This is a genomic window from Nonomuraea maheshkhaliensis (genome assembly GCF_039529435.1).
GTDB lineage: Bacteria > Actinomycetota > Actinomycetes > Streptosporangiales > Streptosporangiaceae > Nonomuraea > Nonomuraea maheshkhaliensis.
The window spans coordinates 73,690-100,611 of record NZ_BAAAMU010000020.1 but is presented as its reverse complement, the minus strand read 5'-3'; the positions used below and the strand labels follow the sequence as shown (position 1 = coordinate 100,611).

Annotated in this window: 27 protein-coding genes; 14 read left to right on the top strand and 13 right to left on the bottom strand. The window is 71.1% G+C overall.

The window, feature by feature from the left end; translation table 11 throughout:
- Positions 1–21: 21 nt before the first annotated feature.
- A complete protein-coding gene (locus tag ABFX54_RS16410; RefSeq protein ID WP_346105651.1) occupies positions 22–1,479 on the top strand; it encodes an MFS transporter in 1,458 nt (485 codons plus the stop codon).
- 23 nt (positions 1,480–1,502) lie between these two features.
- The gene (locus ABFX54_RS16405) at positions 1,503–1,727 is read left to right on the top strand and encodes a hypothetical protein (protein ID WP_346105649.1); all 225 of its coding nucleotides are present in this window, start codon (positions 1,503–1,505) and stop codon (positions 1,725–1,727) included.
- A gap of 9 nt (positions 1,728–1,736) precedes the next feature.
- Here the strand turns inward: ABFX54_RS16405 and ABFX54_RS16400 are convergent, their stop codons facing one another.
- Both ABFX54_RS16400 and ABFX54_RS16395 read right to left on the bottom strand, forming a co-directional pair.
- Complete coding sequence (locus ABFX54_RS16400; protein ID WP_346105647.1) at positions 1,737–2,486, bottom strand: methylenetetrahydrofolate reductase; 750 nt, start codon at positions 2,484–2,486, stop codon at positions 1,737–1,739.
- A 10-nt stretch (positions 2,487–2,496) separates the two neighbouring features.
- The gene (locus ABFX54_RS16395; RefSeq protein WP_346105691.1) at positions 2,497–3,141 is read right to left on the bottom strand and encodes a TetR/AcrR family transcriptional regulator; all 645 of its coding nucleotides are present in this window, start codon (positions 3,139–3,141) and stop codon (positions 2,497–2,499) included.
- Between the two features lie 72 nt (positions 3,142–3,213).
- Between ABFX54_RS16395 and ABFX54_RS16390 the strand changes: the two genes are divergently transcribed.
- Positions 3,214–4,626, top strand: a complete 1,413-nt coding sequence (locus tag ABFX54_RS16390; protein ID WP_346105645.1) for an MFS transporter — start codon at positions 3,214–3,216, stop codon at positions 4,624–4,626.
- Here the strand turns inward: ABFX54_RS16390 and ABFX54_RS16385 are convergent.
- Together ABFX54_RS16385 and ABFX54_RS16380 are read right to left on the bottom strand one after the other, a co-directional pair.
- Complete coding sequence (locus ABFX54_RS16385; RefSeq protein ID WP_346105643.1) at positions 4,587–6,467, bottom strand: ABC transporter ATP-binding protein; 1,881 nt, start codon at positions 6,465–6,467, stop codon at positions 4,587–4,589. The two genes, ABFX54_RS16390 and ABFX54_RS16385, sit on opposite strands and share 40 nt — an antisense overlap.
- A 34-nt stretch (positions 6,468–6,501) precedes the next feature.
- Positions 6,502–8,565, bottom strand: coding sequence for a PhoX family protein (locus tag ABFX54_RS16380; RefSeq protein ID WP_346105642.1), 2,064 nt, complete (start codon positions 8,563–8,565; stop codon positions 6,502–6,504).
- A gap of 129 nt (positions 8,566–8,694) precedes the next feature.
- On the opposite strand from ABFX54_RS16380, the gene ABFX54_RS16375 reads away from it, so the two are divergent.
- Complete coding sequence (locus ABFX54_RS16375; RefSeq protein WP_346105640.1) at positions 8,695–9,117, top strand: sterol carrier family protein; 423 nt, start codon at positions 8,695–8,697, stop codon at positions 9,115–9,117.
- Here ABFX54_RS16375 and ABFX54_RS16370 read toward each other — a convergent pair.
- Complete coding sequence (locus ABFX54_RS16370) at positions 9,114–10,124, bottom strand: hypothetical protein (protein WP_346105638.1); 1,011 nt, start codon at positions 10,122–10,124, stop codon at positions 9,114–9,116. The two genes, ABFX54_RS16375 and ABFX54_RS16370, sit on opposite strands and share 4 nt — an antisense overlap.
- Positions 10,125–10,322: 198 nt before the next feature.
- Between ABFX54_RS16370 and purF the strand changes: the two genes are divergently transcribed.
- Both purF and purM read left to right on the top strand, forming a co-directional pair.
- Positions 10,323–11,759 (top strand): amidophosphoribosyltransferase, encoded by a 1,437-nt coding sequence (purF, locus tag ABFX54_RS16365; protein WP_346105636.1) that lies wholly within the window; start codon positions 10,323–10,325, stop codon positions 11,757–11,759.
- On the top strand, positions 11,756–12,781 hold the full coding sequence (gene purM, locus ABFX54_RS16360; protein WP_346105634.1) for a phosphoribosylformylglycinamidine cyclo-ligase: 1,026 nt from the start codon (positions 11,756–11,758) through the stop codon (positions 12,779–12,781). Before purF ends, purM begins: the two co-directional genes overlap by 4 nt.
- A gap of 345 nt (positions 12,782–13,126) precedes the next feature.
- Here the strand turns inward: purM and ABFX54_RS16355 are convergent, their stop codons facing one another.
- Both ABFX54_RS16355 and ABFX54_RS16350 read right to left on the bottom strand, forming a co-directional pair.
- A complete protein-coding gene (locus ABFX54_RS16355; RefSeq protein ID WP_346105632.1) occupies positions 13,127–13,357 on the bottom strand; it encodes a DUF3073 domain-containing protein in 231 nt (76 codons plus the stop codon).
- Positions 13,358–13,508: 151 nt separating this feature from the next.
- A complete protein-coding gene (locus ABFX54_RS16350) occupies positions 13,509–14,588 on the bottom strand; it encodes a Glu/Leu/Phe/Val family dehydrogenase (RefSeq protein ID WP_346105631.1) in 1,080 nt (359 codons plus the stop codon).
- A 107-nt stretch (positions 14,589–14,695) separates the two neighbouring features.
- Here ABFX54_RS16350 and ABFX54_RS16345 point away from each other — a divergent pair, with 107 nt between their 5' ends.
- Entirely contained in the window at positions 14,696–15,559 is an 864-nt protein-coding gene (locus ABFX54_RS16345; protein ID WP_346105629.1) for a DUF8083 family protein, read from the top strand.
- A 322-nt stretch (positions 15,560–15,881) separates the two neighbouring features.
- The gene (bldC, locus tag ABFX54_RS16340) at positions 15,882–16,085 is read left to right on the top strand and encodes a developmental transcriptional regulator BldC (RefSeq protein WP_013133571.1); all 204 of its coding nucleotides are present in this window, start codon (positions 15,882–15,884) and stop codon (positions 16,083–16,085) included.
- Between the two features lie 239 nt (positions 16,086–16,324).
- On the opposite strand, the gene ABFX54_RS16335 is transcribed toward bldC, so the two are convergent.
- Positions 16,325–17,071, bottom strand: a complete 747-nt coding sequence (locus ABFX54_RS16335) for a TetR/AcrR family transcriptional regulator (RefSeq protein WP_346105627.1) — start codon at positions 17,069–17,071, stop codon at positions 16,325–16,327.
- 168 nt (positions 17,072–17,239) lie between these two features.
- Here ABFX54_RS16335 and ABFX54_RS16330 point away from each other — a divergent pair, with 168 nt between their 5' ends.
- From ABFX54_RS16330 to ABFX54_RS16315, 4 genes are all read left to right on the top strand, one after another.
- Positions 17,240–18,289, top strand: coding sequence for a LacI family DNA-binding transcriptional regulator (locus ABFX54_RS16330; protein WP_428834530.1), 1,050 nt, complete (start codon positions 17,240–17,242; stop codon positions 18,287–18,289).
- Positions 18,290–18,410: 121 nt separating this feature from the next.
- Positions 18,411–18,659, top strand: coding sequence for a hypothetical protein (locus tag ABFX54_RS16325; RefSeq protein WP_345559797.1), 249 nt, complete (start codon positions 18,411–18,413; stop codon positions 18,657–18,659).
- Positions 18,660–18,751: 92 nt separating this feature from the next.
- A complete protein-coding gene (locus ABFX54_RS16320; protein ID WP_346105625.1) occupies positions 18,752–19,579 on the top strand; it encodes an N-acetylmuramoyl-L-alanine amidase in 828 nt (275 codons plus the stop codon).
- Positions 19,576–21,168 carry a beta-N-acetylhexosaminidase gene (locus tag ABFX54_RS16315; RefSeq protein ID WP_346105623.1) on the top strand — a complete coding sequence of 531 codons (1,593 nt, stop codon included), beginning with the start codon at positions 19,576–19,578 and terminating at the stop codon, positions 21,166–21,168. Before ABFX54_RS16320 ends, ABFX54_RS16315 begins: the two co-directional genes overlap by 4 nt.
- 1 nt (position 21,169) lies before the next feature.
- On the opposite strand, the gene ABFX54_RS16310 is transcribed toward ABFX54_RS16315, so the two are convergent.
- Genes ABFX54_RS16310 through ABFX54_RS16300 form a run of 3 tightly spaced genes read right to left on the bottom strand, consistent with a single transcriptional unit; the run spans position 21,170 to position 23,451 of the window.
- Positions 21,170–21,724 (bottom strand): GNAT family N-acetyltransferase, encoded by a 555-nt coding sequence (locus ABFX54_RS16310; protein ID WP_346105621.1) that lies wholly within the window; start codon positions 21,722–21,724, stop codon positions 21,170–21,172.
- Positions 21,725–21,741: 17 nt separating this feature from the next.
- A complete protein-coding gene (locus ABFX54_RS16305; RefSeq protein WP_346105619.1) occupies positions 21,742–22,794 on the bottom strand; it encodes a quinone-dependent dihydroorotate dehydrogenase in 1,053 nt (350 codons plus the stop codon).
- A 6-nt stretch (positions 22,795–22,800) separates the two neighbouring features.
- Entirely contained in the window at positions 22,801–23,451 is a 651-nt protein-coding gene (locus ABFX54_RS16300; protein ID WP_346105617.1) for a response regulator, read from the bottom strand.
- A 19-nt stretch (positions 23,452–23,470) separates the two neighbouring features.
- Here ABFX54_RS16300 and ABFX54_RS16295 point away from each other — a divergent pair, with 19 nt between their 5' ends.
- Positions 23,471–23,845, top strand: a complete 375-nt coding sequence (locus ABFX54_RS16295) for a tautomerase family protein (protein ID WP_346105616.1) — start codon at positions 23,471–23,473, stop codon at positions 23,843–23,845.
- Positions 23,846–23,884: 39 nt separating this feature from the next.
- On the top strand, positions 23,885–25,264 hold the full coding sequence (lpdA, locus tag ABFX54_RS16290; protein WP_346105614.1) for a dihydrolipoyl dehydrogenase: 1,380 nt from the start codon (positions 23,885–23,887) through the stop codon (positions 25,262–25,264).
- Here the strand turns inward: lpdA and ABFX54_RS16285 are convergent.
- Positions 25,254–26,168, bottom strand: coding sequence for a hypothetical protein (locus ABFX54_RS16285; protein ID WP_346105612.1), 915 nt, complete (start codon positions 26,166–26,168; stop codon positions 25,254–25,256). The two genes, lpdA and ABFX54_RS16285, sit on opposite strands and share 11 nt — an antisense overlap.
- On the bottom strand, positions 26,152–26,874 hold the full coding sequence (locus ABFX54_RS16280) for a methyltransferase (RefSeq protein WP_346105611.1): 723 nt from the start codon (positions 26,872–26,874) through the stop codon (positions 26,152–26,154). Before ABFX54_RS16280 ends, ABFX54_RS16285 begins: the two co-directional genes overlap by 17 nt.
- Between the last annotated feature and the right edge of the window lie 48 nt (positions 26,875–26,922).

Here is a 26,922-nt window from a genome sequence, read left to right as displayed (position 1 = left end):
TCGTACGTCATAGTGGAGGGCATGCCCGCCGTCACCCCCCAGGACGACACCCGACTGCGTTACGCCTGGCGCGTGTGCGCGGTCACCAGCCTGGGCATCGTCCTCATCGGCGTGGCCGGCAGCACGCTCAACGTGGCCCTGCCGACGGTCGTGCGGCACTTCGAGGCCAGCGCGCTGGAGTCCACCTGGATCCTGCTGGCGTTCCTGCTGGTCAACACCGCGAGCCTGGTGTTCTTCGGCCGCGTGGCGGACCTGCTCGGCCGGCGTGAGGTCTATCTGACGGGGTTCGCCCTGTTCACGCTCGCCTCGCTGCTGGCGGGGCTGTCGCCGGACGTGTGGTTCCTCATCGGGACCCGGGCCTTGCAGGCGGTCGGCGCGGCCATGATCCTGGCGAACGGCACCGTGATCATCACCGACGCCTTCCCGCCCGACCGGCTCAGCCAGGGCATGGGCGTCTACATCGGCACGCTGTCGGTGGCCCAGCTCGCGGGGCCCACGCTCGGCGGGCTGATCGCGGAGACGGCCGGCTGGCAGTGGATCTTCTGGATCAACGTGCCCGCCGGGCTCATCGCCCTCGCCGTGGGGGCGGGCCTGCTACGGAAGATGCCCAGGAGGCCGAAGGCGCCGGTGGACGCGCTGGGCAACGTGCTGGTGTTCGCGGCGCTGTCGGCGCTGCTGCTGGCGCTGTCGGAGGCCGGCTCCGGCGGGCTGTCCAGCCCCGTGTTCCTGATCGGGGCGGGGGTCTTCGTGCTGCTGGTGCCGCTCATCGTGCTGGCCGGGCGGCGCTCCCCCAGCCCGGTGCTGGATCTGCGGCTGTTCGGCGGACGGCTGCTGGCCTGCGCGAACCTGGCCTCCTTCTGCAACGCGCTGGCCCGTTCCGCGCTGATCCTGGTCGTGGCGCTGTACTTCCAGGCGGCCAAGGGCCTGGACGCGTTCGAGGCGGGGCTGAGCGTGCTGCCGGTGCCGGTCGGGATCGGGCTGGCCTCGCCGCTCGTGGGCATGCTGGGGCGGCGGGTGTCGCCGTACGCGCTGTCGATCGTGGGAGCGGCGATGAGCACGACCGGGCTCGGCGTGCTGGCGCTGGCGGCCGATCCGGCGACGCCGTACTGGGTGATCGGGGGCGGGCTGTTCGTGGCCGGCTGCGGCAGCGGAACGTTCCTGACCGGAAACACCACGCAGGTCATGCGGGCGCTGCCGGCCGACAGCCTGGGGGTGGTCAACGGCTTCCGGGTCATGGTGATGAACGTCGGCATCGTGATCAGCGTCGGCCTGTCACTCAGCGTCCTGACCGCGTCGGTGGGGCCCGCGCTGCGGGCGCAGGTGTACGCGGGCACGCTGTCCACGCTCTCGCCGGTGGCGGTGGGGCAGCTCATGGACGGGTTCCAGCGCGCGTACGGCGTCCTCTTCGCCGTAGCCCTCACCGGCACCGCCCTGGCCGCCCTCGCCCGCCCACCACGTCGCCGACGTCGTCCTGCGTGACACCGGGTTCATACACTGGGCCCATGGGGACGCTCAAGGTGCGCACCGACGAGGCCGTGGAGACGGCCCTGCGCGCGCTCGCGGAAGGTGACGGGAAGCCGCTCGGCGGCCGTCGTCACGCCATCCTCCACACCTACCGCGACATGCTGCTCGACCAGGCCGCGGCCGACGCGGACCGGCTGCGGGACGACCCTGACGATCGGGCCGAGATGGCGGCGATCCAGCGCTTCATGGGCGTGGCCGGCTGAAGGCCGGGCCTATTTGAGTGCCGGGGCGAGTCTGGATTCGACGTCGCGGTAGCGGGAGACCGGGATGAGGTGGACGCCGGCGAAGGCGCCTGAGTCGCGCAGGGCCAGCACTTGCTCGCAGGCCGCCTCCACCCCCGCCATGCGGTCGGCGGCCACCCGGCGCACCAGGTCGTCCGGCAGGGCGATGTCGGGGATGGCGGCGGCCAGGGTGCGGGCGTGCCGCTCGCTGGCCAGGACCATGACGCCGGCGTAGACGGGCACGTCGGCGGGGTGCTCTTCGCGCCAGCGCACCTGCGCCTCGACCGAGTAGCTGACCTGGCTGAACAGGAAGTCGGCCTGGAGCTTCCATGCGGGCAGCGGGCGCAGCGCGGCGGCGGCGCCCACGCGGAAGCCGGGTGAGAACTCGCGCGCCTCCGCGATCATCGAGCGCACCGTCAGATCGCTCGTCCGGTTGCCGCTCGTCGGCTTGTCGCCGTAGACGAACAGGAACCGCTCGACCCCGTACGCCGCCGCCGTGAGCAGGTCGCGGCGGAAGCCGAGCAGGTTGCGGTCGCGCGAGTTGAGGCAGGCGATGCCGCGCCCGCCCATGGCCTCGACCTCGTGGGCCACGGCCACGCTGGAGACGGTGGCGCGGCCGATGTGGTTGTCGGGGATGAGGAACGAGTGGGCGATCGTGCTCATCGTGCCGATCTGGTGCCTGACGTGCTTCAGATCGGGCTTGGTCGGGGGTTCGATCTCGCAGATCAGCTCGAAGGACATGATCACGACCCTAACGCCCGGCCGCCAGCGCCTCGATGCCGGACAGGACGAGGTCGACGCCGAAGGTGTCGTACAGGCCGGGAGCCCCTCCGCCGGCCAGCGAACCGGCGCTCTCCACCAGGTGGGGGTAGCGCTGCACGGGCAGCGACTGCAGGCCCACCTGCTTGATCCGGACCTGCTCCTCCCAGTTGCAGTCGGCCCGGACGTGGACGGGCGCGTCCGCGATGGAGATGGCGCTCTGCAGGAGGTATTTGGTGATCAGGCAGCTTTCGTCCACGCTGAAGCCGGCCGTACGGGCCAGCCCGAGCGCGCGGTCCCAGACGACCAGGAAGTGCTCCACCTCGACCGGGTCGATCTGCTCCAGGATGCCCTTGGCGCAGGGGTGGGTGCGCAGTGTCCTGATCAGGCCCTCGACCAGGTCGCGGAGCTGGTCCTGCCAGGGGCGCTCGTCGGCGGGCTTGGGCGCGAAGCCGCCGATCAGGTGGTCGGCCATGCCGACGAGCAGCTGCTCCTTGTTCTTGTAGTGCCAGTAGAGGGCCATCGGGGTGACGCCGAGGTCGGTGGCCAGGCGGCGGATGGTCACGGCTTCGAGGCCCTCGGCGTCGCCGATCTCCAGGGCCCGTTCCGCGATCGCCCGCGCGGTCAGTTTTCCCATCACGGTTGACAACTATACGACGTACACGTTCAACTATACGGCGTACAAGTACGACGTATAGGGGGATTTTTCATGCGGTGGTGGGCTTTGGCGGCGGTGACACTGGGCACCTTCATGACCTATCTGGACAACAACGTGGGCAATGTCGCCCTGCCCACGATCCAGCGGGACCTGGGCCTGACGATCTCGGGCCTGGAGTGGATCGTCAGCTCGTACATCCTGGTCTTCGCCGGCCTCATGCTGGCCGGCGGCCGACTGGCCGACGTGTACGGCGCCCGCAGGGTCTTCCTCGGCGGCCTGGCGGTCTTCACCGTGGCCTCGCTGGCGGCCGGACTGGCCACCTCGGGCGGCATGCTGATCGCGGCGCGGGCCGTGCAGGGCGTGGGCGCGGCCCTGCTCACCCCCACCGCGCTCGCGCTGATCAGCCAGATCTTCCCCGACCCCGATGAGCGCGGCAGGGCCGTGGGCATCTGGAGCATGGCGGGAGCGCTGTCGATGGCGCTCGGGCCCGTCGTGGGCGGCTTCATCAGCGAGAACCTGCACTGGGGCTGGATCTACCTGGTCAACGTCCCCATCGGCGTCGTGACGGCCGGGCTGGCGCTGTGGGCGGTCAGGCCCGCGTTCGAGCGGGTGCGCCACAACCTCGACGTGCCCGGCCTGGTCACCTCGGCCGTGGCGCTGTTCGCCCTGACGTACGCGCTCATCGAGGGCGAGAGCGCCGGCTGGACCTCACCTGCGATCCTGGCCGCGGCGGCCGTGTTCGTGATCGCGGCGGCGGCGTTCGTGCTGGCCGAGTCGCGCGCGGCCGAGCCGATGGTGGCGGTGTCGCTGTTCAGGTCGCGGGTGTTCAGCGGCGGGCTGCTGACCAGCGGGATCTGGTCGTTCGGGGTGTTCGGGATCTACTTCTTCAGCGCCCTGTGGCTGCAGAACGTGCTCGGCTTCACCCCCACCGAGGCGGGCGCGTCGTTCGTGCCGATGGCGCTGACCATGGCCGTGGTCGCGCTCCTGTCGCAGCGGATCAGCGCCGCGCTCGGCATCGGCCGCACGGTCGCGCTCGGGATGGCGCTCATGGGCGCGGCGATCTTCCTGATCTCCCGCGTCGGCGCCGACGGCGGCTTCCCCGACGTCGCCCCCTGGTTCCTCCTGTACGGCCTCGGCGGCGGCCTGCTCGTCCCCCTGACCTCCGCCGTACTCGGCGGCATGCCCAAGGCCCGCGCCGGGGTGGCCTCGGGCGTGCTCAACGTCTCCCGCGAGGTGTTCGGGCTGCTCGGCATCACCGTGCTGGGCGCGTTCCTCAGCTCCAGGCAGAGCGGCAGCGACCTGCCGCCGCTGGCCGCCTTCCTCGACGCCTACCAGTTCACGCTGGTCATCGCGGCCGTCGTGGTGGTGGCGGCGATCCCGATCGCGCTCTGGTCGCTGCGCGACCGGGCCGAGCCGCAGGAGCCTCAGGCCGCCGCGCCCGCCGTCGTGGGGTCCTCGAACTGAGTGCGGTAGAGCTCCTCGTAGCGGCCGCCGGCGGCGAGCAGCTCGGCGTGCGTGCCGCGCTCGGCCACCCGCCCGTCCTCGATGACGAGGATGACGTCGGCGGCCCTGATCGTGGAGAGCCGGTGCGCGATCACCACGGCGGTCCGGCCGGCCAGAGCCTCGCCCAGCGCCGCCTGCACGGCCGCCTCCGAGGTCGAGTCGAGCGCCGCCGTGGCCTCGTCCAGGATCACCACCCTGGGCCTGGCCAGCAGCAGCCGGGCGATGGTCAGGCGCTGGCGCTCGCCGCCCGACAGGCGGTAGCCGCGCTCGCCGACGACCGTGTCGAGCCCGTCGGGCAGCGACTCGATGAGGGCGGCCAGGCGGGCGCGGGACAGCGCGTCCCAGAGCTCGTCCTCGCTCGCCTCCGGCCTGGCCAGCAGCAGGTTGGCGCGGATGGTCTCGTGGAACAGGTGGCCGTCCTGGGTGACCATGCCGAGCGTGTCGCGGATGGAGTCCGCGCTCAGGTCCCTTACGTCCACGCCGCCGAGCCGGACCGCGCCCGAGTCGACGTCGTACAGGCGGGGCAGCAACTGGGCGATCGTGGACTTGCCCGCTCCCGACGAGCCGACCAGCGCCACCATCTGGCCGGGCTCGGCCCGGAACGAGATGCCGTGCAGCACCTCCTCACCGCCGCGTGAGTCGAGCGTGGCGACCTCCTCCAGCGAGGCGAGCGAGACCTTGTCGGCCGAGGGGTAGGCGAAGCGCACGTCGTCGAACTCGACCGAGACCGGGCCATCGGGCACCTCGCGGGCGTCCGGCCGGTCCTGGATGAGCGGCTTGAGGTCGAGCACCTCGAAGACGCGCTCGAAGCTGACGACCGCGCTCATGACGTCCACGCGGGCGCTGGCCAGCGCGGTCAGGGGCGCGTAGAGGCGGGTGAGCAGCATGGCCATGGCCACCAGGGCGCCGGGGGCCAGCTGCCCGCGCAGGGCGTAGAAGCCGCCCAGGCCGTACACGAGGGCCAGGGCCAGCGCGGAGACCAGCGTCAGCGCGGTGACGAAGGCCGACTGGGTCATCGCCGAGCGCACCCCGATGTCGCGGACCCTGCGGGCTCTGCTCGCGAACTCGGCCGACTCGTGCGCGGGCCGGCCGAACAGCTTGACCAGCGTCGCGCCAGGCGCGGAGAAGCGCTCGGTCATCTGCGTGCCCATGGCCGCGTTGTGGTCTGCCGCCTCGCGCCGCAACCGGGCGATCCTGGTGCCCATCCTCCGGGCCGGCAGCACGAAGACGGGCAGGAGCAGCAGCGCGAGCAGGGTGATCTGCCAGGAGATGCCGATCATCGCGATCAGCGTCAGCACGAGCGTGACGACGTTGCCCGCCACGCCCGACAGCGTGTCGGTGAAAGCGCGCTGCGCGCCGATCACGTCGTTGTTGAGCCGGCTGACCAGCGCGCCGGTGCGGGTCCTGGTGAAGAACGCGATCGGCATCTTCTGCACGTGATCGAAGACGGCCGTGCGCAGGTCGAGGATGAGGCTCTCGCCCAGGCTCGCCGACAGCCACCGGTTCACCAGCCCGAGGCCGGCCTCGGCGATGGCCAGGGCGGCGATGGCCAGGGCCACCGTGACGACCACCTGGAGCGGCTCGCCGGTGAAGATGGCGTCGACCACGCGGCCGGCGAGCAGCGGCGCGCCCACCGCCAGGCCGGCCGTCACGACGCTCAGCCCGAGGAACCACGCCAGCCTGCGGCGGTGCGGGCGGGCGAAGCCGCCGATGCGCCGCAGCGTCGCCCTCGAAACGCTGCGACGCTGCGGCTGGTTGTTCATCGAGTACAGCTGGTGCCAGGCCGTCACTTCCATGCTCATGGCACGGACCCTACGACCTCAAGTTAACCTGAGGTCAAGCGCCGATCTTCTTACCCTGCCCGTGCCAGACCACCGCGACCGACGGGCGCGGCTGGTCACCGTCAGGCCAGTGGCTGCTCGGCTCCTCCGGGCTCGCCCCGTCGGTCTCGCCCGGGTGCTGCACCGCCACGAAGACGCTGCGCTGGTCGGCCGTGACGAGCGGGCCGCAGGTCTCGGCGCCGACCGGCACGGTGAGGAACTGGCGCAGGTGACCGCGCTCCTCGCCCTTGACCGGCATCACGAACAGGCCGTCGTTCGTGCCCAGCGCGTTGCCGTCCGTGGAGATCCAGAGGTTGCCGTCCTTGTCGAACGTGACGTTGTCCGGGCAGGAGATCGGCGAGACCTTGCTCTTGTCGTAGCCGGCGAAGTAGGTGGCGGCGTCGTTCGGGTCGCCGCAGACCAGCGGGATCGACCAGGCGAACCGCTTCTCCCCGGCGTCGCCGCGCCGCTCTGCGATCTCCAGGACGTGGCCGTGCTTGTTCGCGGAACGCGGGTTGGCCTCGTCCGCCTCGGCCGCGGTGCGGTTGGTGTTGTTGGTCAGGGCCACGTACACGCCGCCGGTGACCGGGTTGCGCTCCATGTCCTCGGGACGGTCCATCTTGGTCGCGCCGACCTTGTCGGCGGCCGAGCGGGTGTAGACGAGCACCTCGGCGGCGGACATGCCGTCCACGTACGACTTGTCGCCCGAGACCAGCGGAATCCACTCGCCCGAGCCGTCGAACTCGCCGTCCGCGGGCAGCTTGCCTGAGCCGTCGATCTCGGACGCCGGGCTGTCGCCGGTGAACTTGGCCACGTACAGGGTGCCCTCGTCCAGCAGCGTGCGGTTGTGCCGGTCGAAGCCGGGCTTGTAGCGCTCCTTGGAGACGAACTTGTAGATGTACTCGTAGCGCGAGTCGTCACCCATGTAGACGACCAGGCGGCCGTCACGGGCCAGCGTCGTGTTGGCGGCCTCGTGCTTGAACCGGCCGAGCGCGGTGCGCTTGATCGGCGTGGAGTCGGGGTCGAACGGGTCGATCTCCACGATCCACCCGAACCTGTTGGCTTCGTTCGGGTGCTTGGCCAGGTCGAAGCGCTCCTCGACGCGGTCGAACCTGCGGCTGCTCGACGGCACGCCGGTCTGGATCGTGTAGCGGGTGATGTACGGCTTCTGCTCCGCCGGCACCTTGTCACCGTTGACGAAGTACTGGTCGAAGTTCTCCTCGGCGGTCAGCACCGTGCCCCACGGGGTGGTGCCGCCCGAGCAGTTGTTCAGCATGCCGACGGGCCCGACGCCCTTGGGGTCGGCCGCCGTCCTGAGCAGGGCGTGCCCCGCCGCCGGGCCGCTGAACCGCATCTTCGTCTGGGCCGTGACGCGCCGGTTGTAGCGGCGGCGGCCCCTGGTGACCAGCTTCCACTCGCCCTTGCCGCCTGAGCGCTCGATCTCCACGACCGAGCCGCCGTGCGCGGCCAGCCCGATCCGGATCTGCTCCTCGGTCGCCTCCGCGCCGCCGGTGTAGCCGCGGAACATCAGGCTCTCGTCGGTGTACTCGTGGTTGACCCAGAGCAGCGCCCGGTCCTTGCCCATGGGCAGCAGCGTCACGTAGTCGCAGTTGTAGCCGAACTGCTTGTTCTGGGCGTCGGCGCTCTGGTTGTCGAAGTCGAACTCCGGCGCGTCGGGCAGCACCGGGTCGCCCCAGCGCACCACCACGGAGGAACGGTAACCGTCCGGGATGGTCAGCGCGTCTTCCTTGTTCGGCGGCACGGGCGTGAAACGGAGGTCACCGCCGCCGTGCCCCTTGCCCCTTGCGGTCTGCGCGGGCTCGTCCGCGAAGGCCGGGACGCCCGTGCCCGCCATCCCCGCGCCGGCCACGAGGGCGCCCAGCGCGCCCGCCCGCAGCACGCCGCGCCGCGACATCGCCTCGCGCACCACGTCGCCGAAGTAGGCGTTGCCGCTGGTATTGGCTACGTCATGCGCGCACGCGTTGCCGCAGCGGAACTGACACGTCAGCGCGGATCGGCCACCTTTGTGCGGGGTGGACAGCAGCGGCAGCAGCCGCCGTCCCGCGTCGGGGTTCGCCACAGGTCCTCCATCAATGGGCGCGGTTGTACGGCGGGGACGCTACGGTCACTGTCGAAACCCGAGGTGAACGACGACCTCCATCTCGATGAACGCTTCCCGGGAGACAATGGTGGGGTGCCACCACGCAAGATGGATCAGGAAAAGCTGAGATCGGCCCTCGACGCCCAGCTCGTCGCCCTCGACGAGCCGCCCTACGACGGCCCGGCGTCCGCCCTGCCGGAAGCGCTCGTGGCCGCCGTGCTGGCCGCCTACGACCGGGGGCTGAAGCCCGAACGCGACGCGGCCAGGCAGGCCGTGCGCCACCTGCTCGACCGGCTCGCGACGGCCGCGCCGGGAAGGACCGTCGAGGTGCGCGTGCCCCCTTACGCGGCCGTCCAGGCCGTCGCGGGGCCCCGCCACACCCGCGGCACCCCGCCGAACGTGGTCGAGACCGACGGGCGCACCTGGATCGAGCTCGCCCTGGGCCGCCTGACCTGGGACGAGGCCATGGCCAAAGGCGCCATCTCCGCCAGCGGGGCGCGGGCCGACCTGTCAGCGCACCTGCCGCTCTAGCGGCTGCCGTTCATCCAGGGGAACTTCGACTCGAAGCAGCGGTCGGCGAGCTGGCCAGGCAGGTGGGCGCACTCCTGCACCACGTTCCAGAACCAGATGGCCACGATCGCGAACAGGATCAGCGACAGGACGCTGATCACGATGCCGGCGATGGCGCGGCCCTTGCCGACGTGCCTGACCAGGGCCACACAGCCGAAGACGATCGACAGGATGGCCGTGATGAGGCCGGTGAAGCAGACGAAGACGAGGAACGGGCTGGCCACGCCGAGGACGAGCGAGGCGGTGGCCAGGCCGCTGCCGGGGGGCGGCTGCTGGTAGCCGCCGTACGGGGACGGCTGGGCGCCGTAGGGCGATCCGGGGGGCGGGGGGTAGCCGGGCGGGCCGCCGTACGGGCTGGAGGGGGTCGTGCCCGGCACGGTCGGGTCCTGGTCGCGCGGCGGGCCGCCCTGGTACGACGGGCCCTCCTGGCCGCCGTACGGCGGGCCCTGGGACGGGCCTGACGGGCCTTGGGACGGACCGGGCGGGCCTTGGGACGGGCTTGAGGGGCCGGACGGGCCCTGCTCGTAGCGCGAGGGCGCCGGTCTGGGCGGCGGCTCCTCCTCGTGCGGCGTGCCGCTCCAGCCCGGATACGAAGGGGTGCCGCCGGGCACCGGAAACGCCTGCGTCGACTCGGCGTCCCCGCCCGTGGCGGGCGGCGGCGTCTCCGGCGAGGTGGGCAGATCGGGATGGGACGGCCCGCCGGCCGGCCTCGGCTCGTGCGTCGGCGGCACGTCGGGCTCGGGCGCGTCCGGCCGCGGCGCCACGGGCGGTCTGGGCGCGATCGGCTCCCCGCCCGGGTGCGGCTCCTCCCCCTGCGCCGGCTCGCCGCCCCTGGACGGCTCGTCACCACGGGACGGCTCCTCCGGCGGCATGCCTTCACTCCACCACGCGGGCTCCCCCTCGTCGTGGCGGCCTTCGCGCGGGTCCTGCCCCTGGCGGGGCTCGTTCGGGTCCCCAGGTGTGCTCACGTCTGCGTCTCCCGCCGGGTCAGCATGCCGGATACTTCACCCTTTCGCGGAAGGGGTCCGTTAAACCGCGCGACACGGTAATACCGTGTCCAACCTTGGGTCACCATGCGTCAAAGCTCCAGGTGAGAGGCGGGGCGGAGGCCCCGATGTCGCCCCCGGGTGTGCGAGCACGGAAGCCGCCGACCTAGACTGAGGCATGTGCTGAAGGGCGACGGCCGGCTCGGCCATGACCTGGACCCCCACGACCGCGCACCTAAAGACGCCTGTGGCGTCTTCGGCGTCTGGGCTCCGGGCGAGGAAGTTTCCAAACTCACCTACTACGGGCTGTACGCGTTGCAGCACCGCGGGCAGGAGTCCGCGGGCATCGCGGCCAGCGAGGGCAGCCGCATTCTCGTCTACAAGGACATGGGCCTGGTGGCCCAGGTCTTCGACGAGTCGGTGCTGAGCACCCTGCGCGGCCACCTGGCGATCGGTCACTGCCGCTACTCCACCACCGGATCCAGCGTGTGGGAGAACGCGCAGCCCACGCTGAGCTCGACCGACGTGGGCGGGCTCGCGCTGGCCCACAACGGCAACCTCATCAACACCCCGGAGCTGGCCCAGCGGCTTGAGCCCGGCTCCATCCGCGCGACCACCGACACCGAGGTCCTGACCACGCTGCTCGCGCAGGACCGCACCCGTTCCGTCGAAGACGCGGCCGCCGAGCTGCTCCCGCAGGTCAAGGGCGCCTACACGCTGGTCTTCATGGACGAGAAGACCCTCTACGCCGCCCGCGACCCGCAGGGCATCCGCCCGCTGGTCCTGGGCCGCCTGGAGCGCGGCTGGGTGGTGGCCTCCGAGACGGCCGCGCTCGACATCGTGGGCGCCACGTTCGTCCGCGAGGTCGAGCCGGGCGAGATGCTCACCATCGACGAGCGCGGCGTGCGGTCGCGCCGCTTCGCGCTGGCCGAGCCCAAGGGCTGCCTGTTCGAGTACGTCTACCTCGCCCGCCCCGACACCACCATCGCCGGGCGCGGCGTGCAGGTCACCCGGGTCGAGGTGGGCCGCGTGCTGGCCCGCGAGCACCCGGTCGAGGCCGACCTGGTCATCCCGACGCCCGAGTCAGGCACGCCCGCCGCCGTGGGCTACGCCGAGGAGAGCGGCATCCCCTACGGCCAGGGCCTGGTGAAGAACTCCTACGTCGGCCGCACGTTCATCCAGCCGTCGCAGACCATCCGCCAGCTCGGCATCCGGCTCAAGCTCAACCCGCTGCGCGAGGTCGTCGAGGGCAAGCGGCTGGTGGTCGTGGACGACTCGATCGTGCGCGGCAACACCCAGCGGGCCATCGTCAAGATGCTGCGCGAGGCGGGAGCGCGTGAGGTGCACGTACGCATCTCCTCCCCGCCCGTGCAGTGGCCGTGCTTCTACGGCATCGACTTCGCCACCAGGGCCGAGCTGATCGCGGGCTCGCTGTCGGTCGAGGAGATCCGGGCCTCGCTGGGGGCCGACTCGCTCGGCTACATCTCCCTGGAGGGCCTGACCAAGGCCACCACCATCCCGTCCGAGCGCCTGTGCAGGGCCTGCTTCGACGGCACCTATCCCATCCCGATCGACCAGGACAACGTGGGCAAGTTCGTGTTGGAGAGCAAGACGTGAGCACCTACGAGGCCGCCGGGGTCGACATCGAGGCGGGCGAGCGGGCCGTGGCCCTGATGAAGGACAAGGTGGCGCGCTCGCGGCGGCCGGAGGTGGTCGACGACGCCAGCGGCTTCGCCGGGCTCTTCGACGCCTCGGCGCTGCTGCGTTACCGGCGCCCGCTGCTGGCCAGCTCGACCGACGGCGTCGGCACCAAGGTCATGATCGCCCAGCGGTACGGCAAGCACGACACGATCGGCATCGACCTGGTCGGCATGGTCCTCGACGACCTGGTGGTCTGCGGGGCCGAGCCGCTGTTCATGACCGACTACATCGCCTGCGGCAAGCTGGTGCCCGAGCGCGTCGCCGAGATCGTCGGCGGCGTGGCCGAGGGCTGCCGGCTGGCCGGGGCCGCGCTGGTGGGCGGCGAGACGGCCGAGCACCCGGGGGCGATGGGCCCGGACGAGTACGACCTGGCGGGTGCGGGCACCGGCGTCGTGGAGGCGTCGGCGATGCTCGGCCCCGACCGCGTGGTCGCCGGTGACGTGGTGCTGGCGCTGGCCTCGTCGGGCGTCCACTCCAACGGTTATTCGCTGGTGCGTCACGTGCTGCGCGAGGCCGCGCTCTCGCTCGACACCGTGCTGCCCGAGCTGGGCCGTCCGCTGGGCGAGGAGCTGCTGGAGCCGACGCGGATCTACTCGCTCGACTGCCTGGAGCTGGCCCGCGCGGTCGACGTGCACGCCTACGCGCACATCACCGGCGGCGGGATCGAGAACAACCTGTCCAGGTCGTTGCCGGCCGATCTCGACGCGCTGCTCGACCGGTCGTCGTGGACGCCGCCCGCGGTCTTCGGGGTGCTGGCCGGGCACGGGAAGATCGCCCAGCGGGACATGGACCGCACGTTCAACCTCGGGATCGGCATGGCCGCCGTGGTGGCGTCCGACGTCGCCGACGCGGCGATCGGGCTGCTGGCCGGGCGCGGGCTGGACGCCTGGGTGCTGGGCGAGATCGTGCCCGGCACGGGGCAGGCCCGCTACCGCTGACGCCGCCTCACGGGAGCCGGGGCGCTCGCCACGGCTCCCCCCGCGAAAGGCACGCGGAAGGCCCGTGGAAGACACACGGAAGGCATGCGGAAGAGAACGCGGAGTGGTCACAAGGCTCTCCGCTCGGATGCGTGCGGAATGAACACTCGTGGAAGACGCATCGCCTTCATGCGAGCGGAGCACCTGCGAAAGGCGCTCCGCCCGGATGCGTGAACGTCCCGAGATCGGAAGCTCGTACCGGCTTCGCCCCACGTGACGAAGCCCCACGGTCACCCGTGGGGCCCGACGAGTGTGGACGAGGATCCGGCGGTGCCGGGCCCTCGGCCACCTCAACCTGGAGAACGCCTACCGGCGGCCGGGCGAACGGCCGTCGTCGTCTTCTCCGGCGCCATAGTCATCGGCATAATCGGCATAGCGATCCGCCAGCTCATCATCGCGGTCGTCGGCGTCGTCATTGCGGCCGGGGTCGCCGACCCCGAGTTCGTCGCGAAGACGGTCAAGATCCGTGCCACCGCTGTTGTACTTCAGCTGGCGAGCAACCTTGACCTGCTTGGCCTTTGCTCGGCCGCGCCCCATTGGCTCGACCCCCTCGTGTGGGGTCGTCCCCGACCCCTCGTCGCTAACGCACCACACACTGACGCCGCCTGACTTTGGGCGTCAGCCTATCGTTCGCCTATTACCGTACCTGTTTTGTGCCCAGCTCGGTACGTCGTATGGACGTGGGGCGTCAGTGGCCCAGCCAAATGCCCCTAATCCGCCCGACTTCCGACATTCTGCGCTCGGCCAGCCTATCCGCTGCCACTGCCGGCGGAACGCCCTCCTCGGCGGCGATTCGGAAGATCTTCAGAGTCGTGTCGTAGATCTGGGCCGCCTTCGACCTGGCTCGTTCCATGTCGAAGCCCTCGATCTCGTCGGCGACCTGAATCACACCGCCGGAATTGACCACGTAGTCGGGCGCGTAGAGGATGCCGCGCTCGGCGAGTTGCTTCTCCACGCCCGGATGGGCGAGCTGGTTGTTGGCCGCCCCGCAGACGATCTTCGCCTTGAGCGCGGCCACCGAGTCGTCGTCGAGCGCGCCGCCCAGCGCGCAGGGCGCGAAGACGTCGATGTCGGCCTCCGTCAGCGCACGCGCGTCGGCGACCACCTCGACCTCGGGATGACGCAGGCGCACCCGCTCGACGGCCCTCGGGTCGACGTCGCAGACCACGACGTCGGCGCCGTCCTCGCGAAGCAGCCCGACCAGGCGGTGGCCCACCTTGCCGACCCCCTCCACGCCGACCCGCTTGCCGCGCAGCGACGGCGTGCCGAAGACCCGCTCGGCCGAGGCCCGCATGCCCTGGAACACGCCGTAGGCGGTGAGGATCGAGGAGTCGCCGGCCCCGCCGTGGGCCAGGGTGCGGCCGGTGGCGAAGCGCGTCTCGCGCGCGACGATGTCCATGTCCTCGCTGTAGGTGCCCACGTCGCAGGCGGTGATGTAGCGCCCGCCGAGCGACTGGACGAACCTGCCGTAGGCGCGCAGCAGCGCCTCGCTCTTGTCGCGCGCCGGGTCGCCGATGATGACGGCCTTGCCGCCACCCAGGTCGAGGCCCGCCAGCGCGTTCTTGTACGCCATGCCCTTGGCGAGGTTGAGCACGTCGGCCAGGGCCGCCTGCTCGCTCTCGTACGGATAGAACCTGGTGCCTCCCAGTGCCGGCCCCAGCGCCGTGTTGTGGATGGCGATGATGGCACGCAGGCCGCTCGGCTCGTCGGCGCAGAACACGACCTGCTCATGGACGTCCTTGTGGGACGCTCCGAAGACGTCGGTCACGGTAGTGACTCCCTGTCCGGTCCACCGCACCTTTGCGGCGGAGATCACCTCACAGAGTAGTAAGCCTCGACGGTGCGCGCAGGATCGCTTCGTGACACGATGCCTCCGTGCTGCCCTATGCCGCCTACCTCCGTGTCTATGAGCCACTGACCGCGTTCGCCGAGTCCGAGCGCAAGGTGTGGGCCGACTACGCCGACTCACGGGACCGCCCGCGGCGCGCGAACGCGCTCAATGCGGAGCACGGCGAGTCCGTCATGCGCCTGCTCGGCATGCCCCCTCAACCCGTTCCCGCCCAGGAGAGCCCCAACGCCTATCTCCGGCGTGTTGAGGACCGTCTCTATGTGTGCCCCTGGCAGACCCGCCTGCGCTCGTGGATGGCGTTCTCACGGCTTCGTGGCACCACTCCCGTGAAACTGATGGATCACCTCGTGCCCAAGCCGATCGCCGAGCAGACGGCCGACGACTTCGACCGCTACAAGCGAAGGGCCGGATCGTCGGCGCTGCGCACCCACATCCGCACCACGGCGTGGCACGTGCCGCCGTCGTGGTTCGTGCCGTTTGATGGGAACGAGCGCTGGCTGGTGCTCGGCTCGGCCAATCCGGGGCAGGACGTGACGACCACTACGGGGCGTAACCTCATCTACGTCACCTCCATGGCGCAGGCCAGGAGGCGGGCGGCGCGCGCGCTCAACGTCCTGCGCCGCCATCTGGGCGACGTGGCGTCCAACTTCGACGTCGAGGACATCGCGCGGTGGCTGGAGGAGTTCCACCCCCACAGCCTGGTCGAACTCGACTACGGCGGGCTCGTGCACCTCATGGACGACGAGGCGCTGCAGGCCGACCAGTCCGTCGCGGAGCTCTCAGCGGCCCTGACGGGCCTGGACACGGGTCAAGAAGAACTTGCCTATGCCATGTACCAGAGGGTCATCCTCCGGTGGAAGTCAATGCAACTGCTGGAATCTGCCAACTGAGCCCCAATACGGCCGTCTGACCTGCATGAGTAGGTCACGTCTCGCGGCTGCTCTCTTCTGCGAACTGAGTAGTTTGCCGTTTTCACTGCGATACCACGAAACGTGTCGCTAGAATCACCGAGCGTGACATGGCCACGGGGGCGGGCAGTTGGGTCAAAGAAGGGCTCGCCAATCGCTCTGCGTGGCGGTATGGTCACATCGGGTGATGCCGCATATGGCTCGGAAAAGCCGCACGCTCTGCGCCATAGGGGGACATCCGTGACACGCGCAAAGGCAGTCACAGGATCGCTAAGCCGGTCCACACGGAGGAGAGGCCGCACAAATGTCAGCTCGTACACCCGAGGCCGAGCCACTGCTCACGCCCGCTGAGGTCGCGACCATGTTCAGGGTCGACCCCAAGACCGTTACGCGGTGGGCCAAGGCGGGCAAGTTGACGTCGATTCGTACCCTCGGCGGTCATCGGCGTTACCGGGAGACCGAGGTCCGAGCACTGCTCGCGGGGATTCCGCAGCAGCGCTCCGAGTAGCTGGAGGGGTCGTCACGGACCTCAGGGGGGTTTGAAGGGGTGGACCAGGTCGGCGACCGGCCCGGTCCACCGCTGTGACGACATGACGTCGCACGGGAAGTTGGCGCCGCCCGCCCGGCGCCATCCTCCCCGAGCCACGTCACTCCGGCGAGGCAGCCGACCCGCGGCTGTCACCACCTCAGTCAGGCAGCCGAACCTCGGCTGTCCCCGACCTCAGTGAGGCAGCCCGACCGAGGCTGTCACGCCAGCAGCTCAAGCAGCCTGGCGACGTCACCGTCGTGCGCGGCGGCGACGCCGAGCAGCGCGATCATGTGATCGACGAGCAGCTTCTCGAGTGTCGATCGCTCTATGTCGCGATGCTCGAGCCAGTCGAGGCCGGCCGTCTCCACGGAGGCGATCCACGACCGCAGGGTCGTGCGCAGCACCGGGCTGGGATCCTCGACGCCCATCTGCTTCTGGATCAACCGGAAGAGCCGGCGGCGCACGCCGTCGACGATCTCACCGACCTCGCCGCTCCTGTTGGCCGGGCCGCCGCGCAGCAGCGCCGCGAAGCCCGCCGCGTGTTCCTCGACGAAGTCGAAATAGCGACTGAGCCCGGAGGCCAGCTCGTCGAGCGGCCTGCCGCCCCCGTGGGGCCGCAGCCGGGACTCCAGCTGCTCCGCCGCGCTCCGCAGCGCGGCCACGTAGAGCTCCTGTTTGCCGCCGAAGTAGTGGTAGACCAACGCCCGCGAAGCTCCTGCCGCCGAGGCCACGTCGTCGATCGAGACGTCTTCCGCGTCGCGGACGCTGAACAGCTCAAGCGCCGCCGCCATCAGCTCTTCCCTGCGCCGGTCCACGCTGAGCCTGCGCCGCGCCGGCCGAGTCGTCTCGGGGGTCGTCTCGGGGGTCGTCTCGGGGGTCGTCTCGCGGGCCGTCACGGGGGGCGTCGCAGGGGTCGTCTCGGGGGCCGTCTCAGCCGCGGTCTCGGCTGCCTTCCCGGGTGTCACACCTGCACAGTATCCGACGGCCTGCCCAATAACGGACGCGCGACCGCCCAGTCAACACCGACCTCCGGGTGAGCAAGGTTGCGCTAATCCGTAACGAAGGCCGTACCCTGCGGCTAACTCGATCGTTTGGTCAGACAGGTGCCCATATCCGCATCGCGGGGGAGACACATGTCAGGACCGCCCGTCAACTCTTCAACCATCGCCGAGCTCAGAGAGGTAGACACACTGCCTCGGCCCAGACCGACCATCCGTAACGTCGCCGAACGAGCCGGCGTGTCGAAATCGCTGGTCTCTCTCGTGCTGCGCGGATCCCCGCACGTGAGCGAGCACCGGCGCCAGGCCGTGCTGCAGGCGGCCCGCGAGCTCGGCTACCGGCCGAACGCGGTCGCGCGCAGCCTGGTCGAAGGACGTACGCATCTGGTGGGCGCGCTCGTCGCCGACCTGCACAACCCGTTCTACGCGGAGTTCCTCGACGGACTGCAGGAGAGCCTGCACGGCGACGGCCTGCGCATGCTGATCGGGAACAGCCAGTGGGACCCGGCGTTCGAGGACGAGGCCGTGGAGGCCTTCCTTGAGCTGAGGGTCGACGGGCTGGTCCTGCTCGGCATCGCGCCGACCAGCGAGACGCTGATCGAGGCCACCGCGTACACCCCCACGGTCGTCGTAGGGGAACGTGACATCGAGCTCGACGGCGTCGACATCGTGGTCGACGACGACCAGCTCGGCGCCCGGCTGGCCATCGACCACCTGGTCGAGCACGGCCACAAGCGGATCGCGCACATCGAGGGCAGGCGCTCGTCACGCTGCGAGGGTTACCTCGTGGCGATGCGCAGGCATTCGCTGGCGCCGTACATCATGGTCGAGGCCGCCGACTCCACGGAGGAGGGCGGCAGGGACGCGGCCGTCGCGCTGCTGACCCGCAACCCCAGGCCCACGGCGATCTTCGCCGCCAATGACGTGGTGGCTCTCGGCGTGCTGTCGGCCGCGAGCGAACTGGGCCTGCGCGTGCCCGAGGACCTGTCGGTGGTCGGCTACGACAACACGCACCTGTCGGCCTCCCACCACATCTCGCTCACCTCGGTCGACCAGCCGCGCCGGGCCATGGGCCGTTCGGCCGCCGCGCTGCTGAGCGACCGGATCGGAGATCCGGGCAAGGTCGCGCGACTGAGGGAGGTACGCCCTGAGCTGATCGTGCGGCGCAGCACGGGCCCCGCCTAAGAGCGGGCCAAGGCTGGGTCAAGCCGTGTGGAGGCGCGGCCGCACGGCGGTTTACTCGTCAGGGTCATGCTAATTGTGGCCGGATTCGGTCCGGTCACGATCTGATCCGGGGGGAACAGTCATGCGTGATCCGGAATTGGTGTCCTGCGCCCAGCGCGCCGCGGCCGAGCTAGAGCGCGCCTGGGGGCACTGGCGAGCGAACAGGGGACGGGGCACCGACGGCGGCGCGGAATCGGTCGCCAGCTACGTCGCCCACTCGCTGGACCATCCGTGGGGCCGCCCCCGCGTCGTTCTCGGCCTCGACGCCGAGGACGCGCGGGAGCTGGCCGCCCTGCTCGAACGGCAGGAGGTCGGAGAGCACGTCTGGTGAGACGGGCGTCCCGGTGAGGGCTGACCCGGGTGCCGCCACGCTTGGGGCGTAAGCCGGGGCCGCGGCTCCCTGCTTGCCGTAAGTTGGACGGCATGCGTGCTCTACCAGCCACAGTCCTCGCCGTCTGCGGCCTGATCGCCTCCGCGTGTGGCGGCACCGGCTCCGGTGGCGCCGCGGCAGGTCAGGCCGCCCCTGCGACGCCGGCGGGGCAGGTTTCCTCCTCCTCCGCGCCCGCCAAGGAGGCGCCGCCCGAGGCCAAGCCGCTCGACGGCAAGGTCATCGTCATCGACCCGGGCCACAACGGCGGCAACTACCGCAACCCCAGGGCGGTCAACCGCAAGGTCAACGTGCTGACCAAGTGGAAGCCCTGCGACACGACCGGCACGTCCACCAACGACGGCTACAGCGAGGCCGCCTTCACCTGGGACGTCTCCAAGCGGATGGTGAAGATCCTCAAGGGCCGGGGCGCCACGGTCAAGCTGACCCGCCACGACAACGACAGCGTCGGCCCGTGCATCACGCAGCGGGCCGCCATCGGCAACAAGGCCGGGGCCGACGCCGCCATCTCCGTGCACGCCGACGGCTCGGGCCCGGCCAACCACGGCTTCCACGTCATCATGCCGAAGAAGATCAAGGGCCCGGTCGACAAGGTCGTGGCCGCCTCCAGCAGGCTCGGCATCGCCGTACGCGACGCCTACCGCAAGGGCACGGGCCTGCCCTACTCCACCTACATCGGCGACAAGGCGCTCGACTACCGCAGCGACCTGGGCGGGCTCAACCTGTCCACGGTGCCGAAGATCTTCATCGAGACCGGAAACATGCGCAACGCCGCCGAGGCGGCCAAGTTCAGGGACCCCGCGTTCCGGCAGCGGATCGCCCTGGCGCTGGCCAACGGATTGCAGCACTATCTCGAAGCATGATTCCTCGCCCGCAGCTGTTCAGTGATCTGTCCGCCTCTTATGTGCTCACCTCGGGCGTGACGGTCTCCGGTGACCTGGTCGGCCCCGTGCGCACGGCTTTGGCCGGGCTCGACCCGCTTCCCGGTGACTCCGGGGAGGTCGACGTGCGCCGCGATCCCGCGCTGGGCGAGGAGGCGTACCGGCTGACGACCGGGTCGCGGGGTGTGCGGATCGTGGCGGGCGGCCCGGCGGGCGCGTTCTACGCGGCGCAGTCGCTGCGCCAGCTGCTGCCCCCGGCCTCTTTCCGGTTCTCGGCCGGCGGGTCGTGGCCCGTGCCGGGGGTGCGGATCGAGGACGCGCCGCGTTTCGCCTGGCGCGGGCTGCACCTGGACGTGGCCCGGCACTTCTTCCCCAAGCGGGAGATCCTGCGGCTGATCGACCTGATGGCGCTGCACAAGCTCAACCGGCTGCACCTGCACCTGGTGGACGACCAGGGGTGGCGGGTGGAGAGCCCGGCCTATCCGCTGCTGCACGAGGTCTCCTCGCACCGCCCGCGGACGGCGACGAACTTCCATCGCGAGCCGGAGACCTACGACGACCTCCCGCACGGCGGCTACTACACGCTCGACGACCTGGCCGAGATGGGCGCGTACGCCCGCTCGCGGCACGTCACGATCGTCCCCGAGATCGACGTGCCCGGGCACGCGTCGGCGATCCTGGCCGCCTACCCGGCCCTCGGCGTCACCGGCGAGCCTTATGACGTGCTCGACCGCTGGGGCATCTCCCCCGCCATCCTGTCGCCGCTGCCGCCGACCGTGGAGTTCCTGACCACGATCTTCGACGAGATCATCGGGGCGCTGGGCGAGACGCCGTTCCTGCACATCGGCGGCGACGAGGTCGTGCTCGACCACTGGGCCGAGTCGGCCGAGATCGGCGCCTACCGCGACTCGCTCGGGCTGGAGAGCGTCAACGACCTCCAGGCGTGGTTCCTGCGCCGGCTGGCCGACGCGCTGGCCGAGCGGGGCACCCGCGCCGTGGTGTGGGACGAGGCGTTCGTCAGCGGGCGGCTGCGGCAGGACACCGTGGTCATGCCGTGGCGCGGCATGGGCGTGGGCCGCCGGGCCGCCGCCGCCGGGCACGACGTGGTGGCGACGCCGGTCTTCCCGCTCTACTTCGACTACGCCGAGTCCTCCTCGCCCGACGAGCCGATGGCCATCGGCGACGCGACCACGGTGGACGACGTGGCCGCCTTCGAGCCCGCGCCGGCCGGCTGGACGGAGGAGGAGCGGGCCCGCGTCCTGGGGGTGCAGGCCCAGCTCTGGACCGAGCGGGTGCCCGACGCCCGTACCGTCGACTACCGGCTGTGGCCCCGGGCGTGCGCGCTGGCCGAGGTGGCCTGGTCGGGCGCGGCCGCGCCCGGCTTCGACGGGCGGCTGAGCGAGCACCTCGCCCGGCTCGACGCGCTCGGCGTCGAATACCGGCCCGCGGCCGGGCCGCACCCGTGGCATCGACGTCGGCCGCACCGCCCTGGCCGGGTCAGCGTGGCCGAGGTGATGGCCAGGATCGACGCCATGACGTACGACGCGGAGTCGACCCGCCCCAGCCTGTGATCTAGAGCGCCGGGCGGTCGTTGAGTATGCGCTGGAAGAGCCGGTGGTCCTGCCACCGGCCGTCGATCTCCAGGTAGCGCGGGGCGGTGCCGTACGCCTCGAACCCGGCCTTGCGCAGGACGCTCTGGGAGGCGGCGTTGTCGAGCAGCGTGCCCGCCGCCACCCGGTGCAGCCCCACCTCCTGGTCGGCCATGCGGCACACCTCGCGCACGGCCTGGGTGGCCAGGCCGCGGCCGGCGTAACCGGCGTCGGTCCAGTAGCCGAGGTCGCCGCTCAGCCACGGGCCCCTGACGATGTTGTTGAGCGTCATCCGGCCTGCCACGAGGTCGCCGTCGGCCAGCACCCAGGCCACCGCCTGCCCCGCCGCCTGCTGCTCCAGCAGGCTGTTGAGCCGCCTGGCCTGCCCTCGCTCGGTGAAGAACTCCTCGGGTCTGCGCGGCTCCCAGCGCCGCAGGTGCTCGCGGTTGCGCAGGTAGGCGTCCAGCAGGGGCCGCGCGTCGTGCTCGGTGATGGGGCGGAGCACGACGTCGCCGGTGAGCTTGACTGCTTCGATCACCGCTCCACGATAGGGCGTCACGCCGTACGGCCGACGGCCTCCGTGACCGACTTGAGCCCGTGGCGGTGCACCCGGCGCAGCAACTGGCGGTGGATGCGCGCGGCCCACAGCGGGCCGCCGTAGATCCAGCCGGTGTAGCCCTGGACCAGGGTCGCGCCCGCGAGGATGCGTTCCCAGACGTCGTCCACGTCCTCGACCCCGCCCGCCGACACCAGCGTCAGGCGGTCGCCGGTCTTGGCGCGCAGGCGCCGCAGGACCGCAAGCGAGCGCTCCTTGAGCGGGCGGCCCGACAGGCCGCCGGTCTCGCCGCCGTGCCTGATCGTGGTGTTGGTCGCGATGATGCCGTCGAGGCCCAGCTCCAGGGCCAGCTCGGCGACCGCGTCGACGTCCTCGTCGGCCAGGTCGGGCGCGATCTTGACCAGCAGCGGGGTGCGCCGCGGCGTGGCGTCGGCCACCTGCTTGACCGCGGTGAGCAGCGGGCGCAGCAGCGAGACCGCCTGGAGGTTGCGCAGCCCGGGCGTGTTGGGCGAGCTGACGTTGACCACCAGGTAGTCGGCCAGCGGGGCGAGCAGCCTGGCACTGGCCACGTAGTCGGCGGTGGCCTCGGACTCGGGGACGACCTTGGTCTTGCCGATGTTCACCCCGACGACCACGGGGACGCTGCGGGGCTTGCGCAGCCTGCGCGCGGCGGCGTGGGCGCCCTCGTTGTTGAAGCCCATCCGGTTGATCACCGCCCGCTCGCGTACCAGCCGGAACAGGCGGGGGCGCGGGTTGCCCGGCTGGCCGTGCGCGGTGATGGTGCCGACCTCGACGTGGCCGAAGCCGAGCGCGGCGATGCCCTCGGCGCACGCGGCGTCCTTGTCGAAGCCGGCGGCCAGGCCGAGCGGCCCGGGGAAGTGCACGCCGAACGCGCTCACCCGCAGGGCCGGGTCGTGCGGCGCGAACGCCCGGTGCAGCAGCCGCTTGAGCAGCGGCAGCCGCGCGAGGAGCGCGAGGGCGCTCACGGTGAGACGGTGCACGGCCTCGGCGTCGAAACGCCGCAAGACCTGCGAGAACACGAGGCGATACATCACGCGTCAGGCTATCAAGCCGGCCTCGTGGGCGATGATCGCGGCCTGTACGCGGTTGCGCGCGTCGAGCCTGGTCAAGATGGCGCTCACGTACGCCTTCACGGTGCCCTCCACGATGTGCAGGCGGCGGGCGATCTCCGCGTTGGACATCCCGGCGCCGAGCAGGGCGAGCACCTCGCGCTCGCGTTCGGTCAGCGCCGCGATGCGGTCGCGGGCCGCCGTGCCCCTGGCCATCCGCCCGCCCGCGAGCTGGGTGATGACCCGCTGGGCGACCTTGGGCGACAGGTACGCCGCGCCGTCGGCCACCGCGTGGATCCCGGCGATGAGCTCGCGCGGGTCTCCCGACTTGAGCAGGAACCCGCTGGCCCCGACGTCGAGCGCCTTGGCGATGTAGTCGTCCTCCCCGAACGTCGTCAGCATCACCACGGCGGTGCCCGGCGCGGCCCTGCGCAGCTCCGCCGCGGCGGCCAGCCCGTCGAGCCCGGGCATGCGGATGTCGAGCAGCGCCACGTCGGGGTGGTGGCTGATGGCCAGGTCCACCGCCTGTCTGCCGTCGCCCGCCTCGGCCACGACGTCCAGCTCGGGATCGGACTGGAGGATCGCCCGGATCCCGGCTCTGATCATGGCCTCGTCGTCGGCCAGCAGTATGCGGATCACGCCCTCTATATTGGCCGACATGGCTCAGGTGAAGGTGTACGGGCGCAAGGACGTGTGGGCGGGCCGGCAGCGGGAGGTCTCCGACCTCGTCCAGTCGTGCCTGGTGAGCGCGTGGGGGCTGCCGGAGGACAAGCGGTTCCACCGGTTCCTGCTGCTGGACGCCGACGACTTCGTCTGCCCGGCGCGCAGTGAGCGCTACCTGATCATCGAGGTCCTCTGCTTCACCGGCCGCAGCGAGGCCGCCAAGCGGGCGCTGATCAGGGAGATCTACGCCACTTCCGGCTATGATCCCCAGGACGTCGAGATCACGATCATCGAGATGCCCCGGGTGAACTGGGGGATCAGGGGTGTCCCCGCCGACGAGCTCGACCTGTCGTACAAGGTAGAGGTCTGAGGTCGGGGTCAGGTACGGCCGGGCGGTATGGTCCGACTCATGAGCACTCACTATGACGTCGTCGTTCTCGGCGCGGGTCCGGGAGGATACACGGCCGCCGTCCGCGCCGCCCAGCTCGGACTGCGCACCGCGGTCGTCGAGGAGAAGTACTGGGGTGGCGTCTGCCTGAACGTGGGCTGCATCCCGTCCAAGGCGCTCCTGCGCAACGCCGAGCTGGCCCACATCTTCCACAGCGAGGCCAAGACCTTCGGCATCAGCGGCGAGGTCACCTTCGACTACGGCGCGGCCTTCCAGCGCAGCCGCAAGGTGGCCGACGGGCGGGTCAAGGGCGTTCACTACCTGATGAAGAAGAACGCCATCACCGAGTACGACGGCCGGGGCACCTTCCTCGACGCCAACACACTCCAGGTGAACGGCGAGACGATCACGTTCTCCAACTGCATCATCGCCGCGGGCGCCACCACCAGGCTGATCCCGGGCACGCAGCTCTCCGAGCGGGTGGTGACGTACGAGGAGCAGATTCTCACCGAGGAGCTGCCGTCCAGCATCATCATCGCGGGCGCCGGCGCGATCGGGGTCGAGTTCGCGTACGTGCTGCACAACTACGGCGTCAAGGTGACGATCGTCGAGTTCCTCGACCGGGTCGTGCCGCTGGAGGACGAGGAGGTGTCGGCCGAGCTGGCCAAGCGTTACAAGCGGCTCGGCATCGAGGTGCTGACCTCCACCCGCGTCGACGGCATCGAGGACACCGGCTCCTCCGTCAAGGTCACCGTCACCCGGGGCGACCAGACGCAGGTGCTGGAGGCCGACAAGGTTCTGCAGGCCATCGGGTTCCAGCCGCGTGTCGACGGTTACGGGCTGGAGAAGACCGGCGTCGAGCTGACCGGCCGGGGCGCCATCGCGGTCGACGGGCGCTGCCGTACGAGCGTGCCGCACATCTACGCCATCGGCGACGTGACGGCCAAGCTGATGCTGGCCCACGCGGCCGAGTCCATGGGCATCATCGCCGCCGAGACGATCGCCGACGCGGAGACCATGGAGCTCGACTACGTGATGATCCCGCGCGCGACGTACTGCCAGCCGCAGGTGGCCAGCTTCGGCTACACCGAGACGCAGGCGCGCGAGCTGGGCTACGACGTGAAGGTGGCGAAGTTCCCGTTCACGGCGAACGGCAAGGCGCACGGGCTGGGCGACTCGGCCGGCTTCGTCAAGATCATCAGCGACAACACGCACGGTGAGCTGCTCGGGGCCCACCTGATCGGGCCCGAGGTCACCGAGCTGCTGCCGGAGCTGACCCTGGCGCAGCAGTGGGACCTGACGGTGCACGAGGTGGCCCGCAACGTCCACGCCCACCCGACGCTCGGCGAAGCGGTCAAGGAGGCCGTCCACGGCCTCGCCGGCCACATGATCAACATGTAGCGGACCCTTCAGAGGCACTGTCCGCGCGCAGACCTGGGGCGCCCGCCGCGTCCAGACCTGAGGCGCCGTCCGGGTGCAGACCCGGGGCGCCTGCCACGTCCAGCCCTGGGGCGCCGTCCGGGTGCAGGGCGGTGGTCAACGCGGTGGCCTGGTCGGTGAGGGCGCGCAGGTCGGAGGTGTCGTCGGTGCGGGCCAGCAGGTCGAGGTACCTGTCGTCGCTCCTGCGCAGGTCGCCGGCGCGCAGCGCGGAGTCGGCCGCGCGGACCCTGGCCGCGTACGTCTCCAACTCCCGCACCCGCTCGGTGACCGCGGCCACCGAGCGGCGCAGCGCCTCCTGCTGGGGGCGCAGCACGGCGGCCAGGCCGGGGGTCATCACCTCGCCGAGCGCCTCGGCCTGCGCGGCCCGGAGGTCGGCGTGGACGCGGACGAGGCAGGCGATCTCCCACAGGTGCCGGGGCAGCACGACGTCGTTGGCGACGTCGTCCAGCAGGCCCAGGCGGTGCGCGCGGGAGGCGGACACGTCCCTGACGGCCCGCCTGGCTCGGGCGAGCAGGTCGAGCGCGGGGTCGTCGAGGCCGGCGGGGATGACGTAGCGGCCGGCGTACCGCTCGGACAGCCGCGTCCCCTCGTGGGAACGGGCGACGCCGGTGCAGACGATCGCGACGAACAGCACCATCAGGGCGGCCAGCGTCGCGCTCTGGCGGCCGGTCTCCACCGCCGCCAGCGCCAGCGTCACGGCGGCGGTCGCGGACAGGACCGCCCCTGCGGCGAACAGGCGGCGCACCCATCGGGGCGGCTCCGGGTCGGGCCGGGCGAGCAACGCCGGCAGCGCGACGGCCATCCGCCGCCGGTCCCCCTCGGGGATCTCCGGATCGACGATCGGCTGCTCAATCCAGTTCTCCACCCCGCGTCACCCACCTCATCAGGAACGTGTGGTAATCGACCCGCCAGCCCTCCTTGTCGAGGCCCTGACGGGCCACGACCTCGCACCCGAACCCGGCCTCGCGCGCCAGCGAGCGCAGATACTCCAGATCCCCCGAGGTGCCGAAGAACACCAGCATCCGGCCGCACGGCGCGAGGTGATCGCGGACGCCGCGGAAGAACGCGGTCATGGCCCGGTAGTCCTCGTCCGTGGTGGCGGCCTCGAACAGGTCCCTGGGCGCGAACCAGCGGAACGGCGGATCGAAGACGATCAGGTCGAAGGTGCCTTCGACGGCGCTGAAGACGTCGCTCAGGCGCACCTCGACCTGGACACCGTTGCGTTCGGCGTTGCCCCGGGCGGCCTCGACGGCGCGGGGGTTGACGTCCACCGCCAGCACCTCGGCGGCCCTCGACGCGGCCAGCACGGCGTTGACCCCGCTGCCCGTGCCCATGTCGAGCACCCGGTCGCCCTCCCTCACCTCGGCCAGCACCGCCTCGCCGAGCAGGTGGGACATGCCGGTGATCGGCTGCACGCCGGGCGGCACGACGATGGTCCTGCCCAGATAGGCGAACGTCAGCCCGGCCGCGCCTTCCTCGGTCATGGCGCGGTAGGCGTTCTCGTGCCAGCGGCGGATGCGCTCGGCGTGCTCGGCGGGCATCATCGGGTGATGGCGGCGCTCCTTCGTCATGGGGTCACTCTCCATCCGGCGCGAGCGAGCGTCGAGAGCACGTGACCT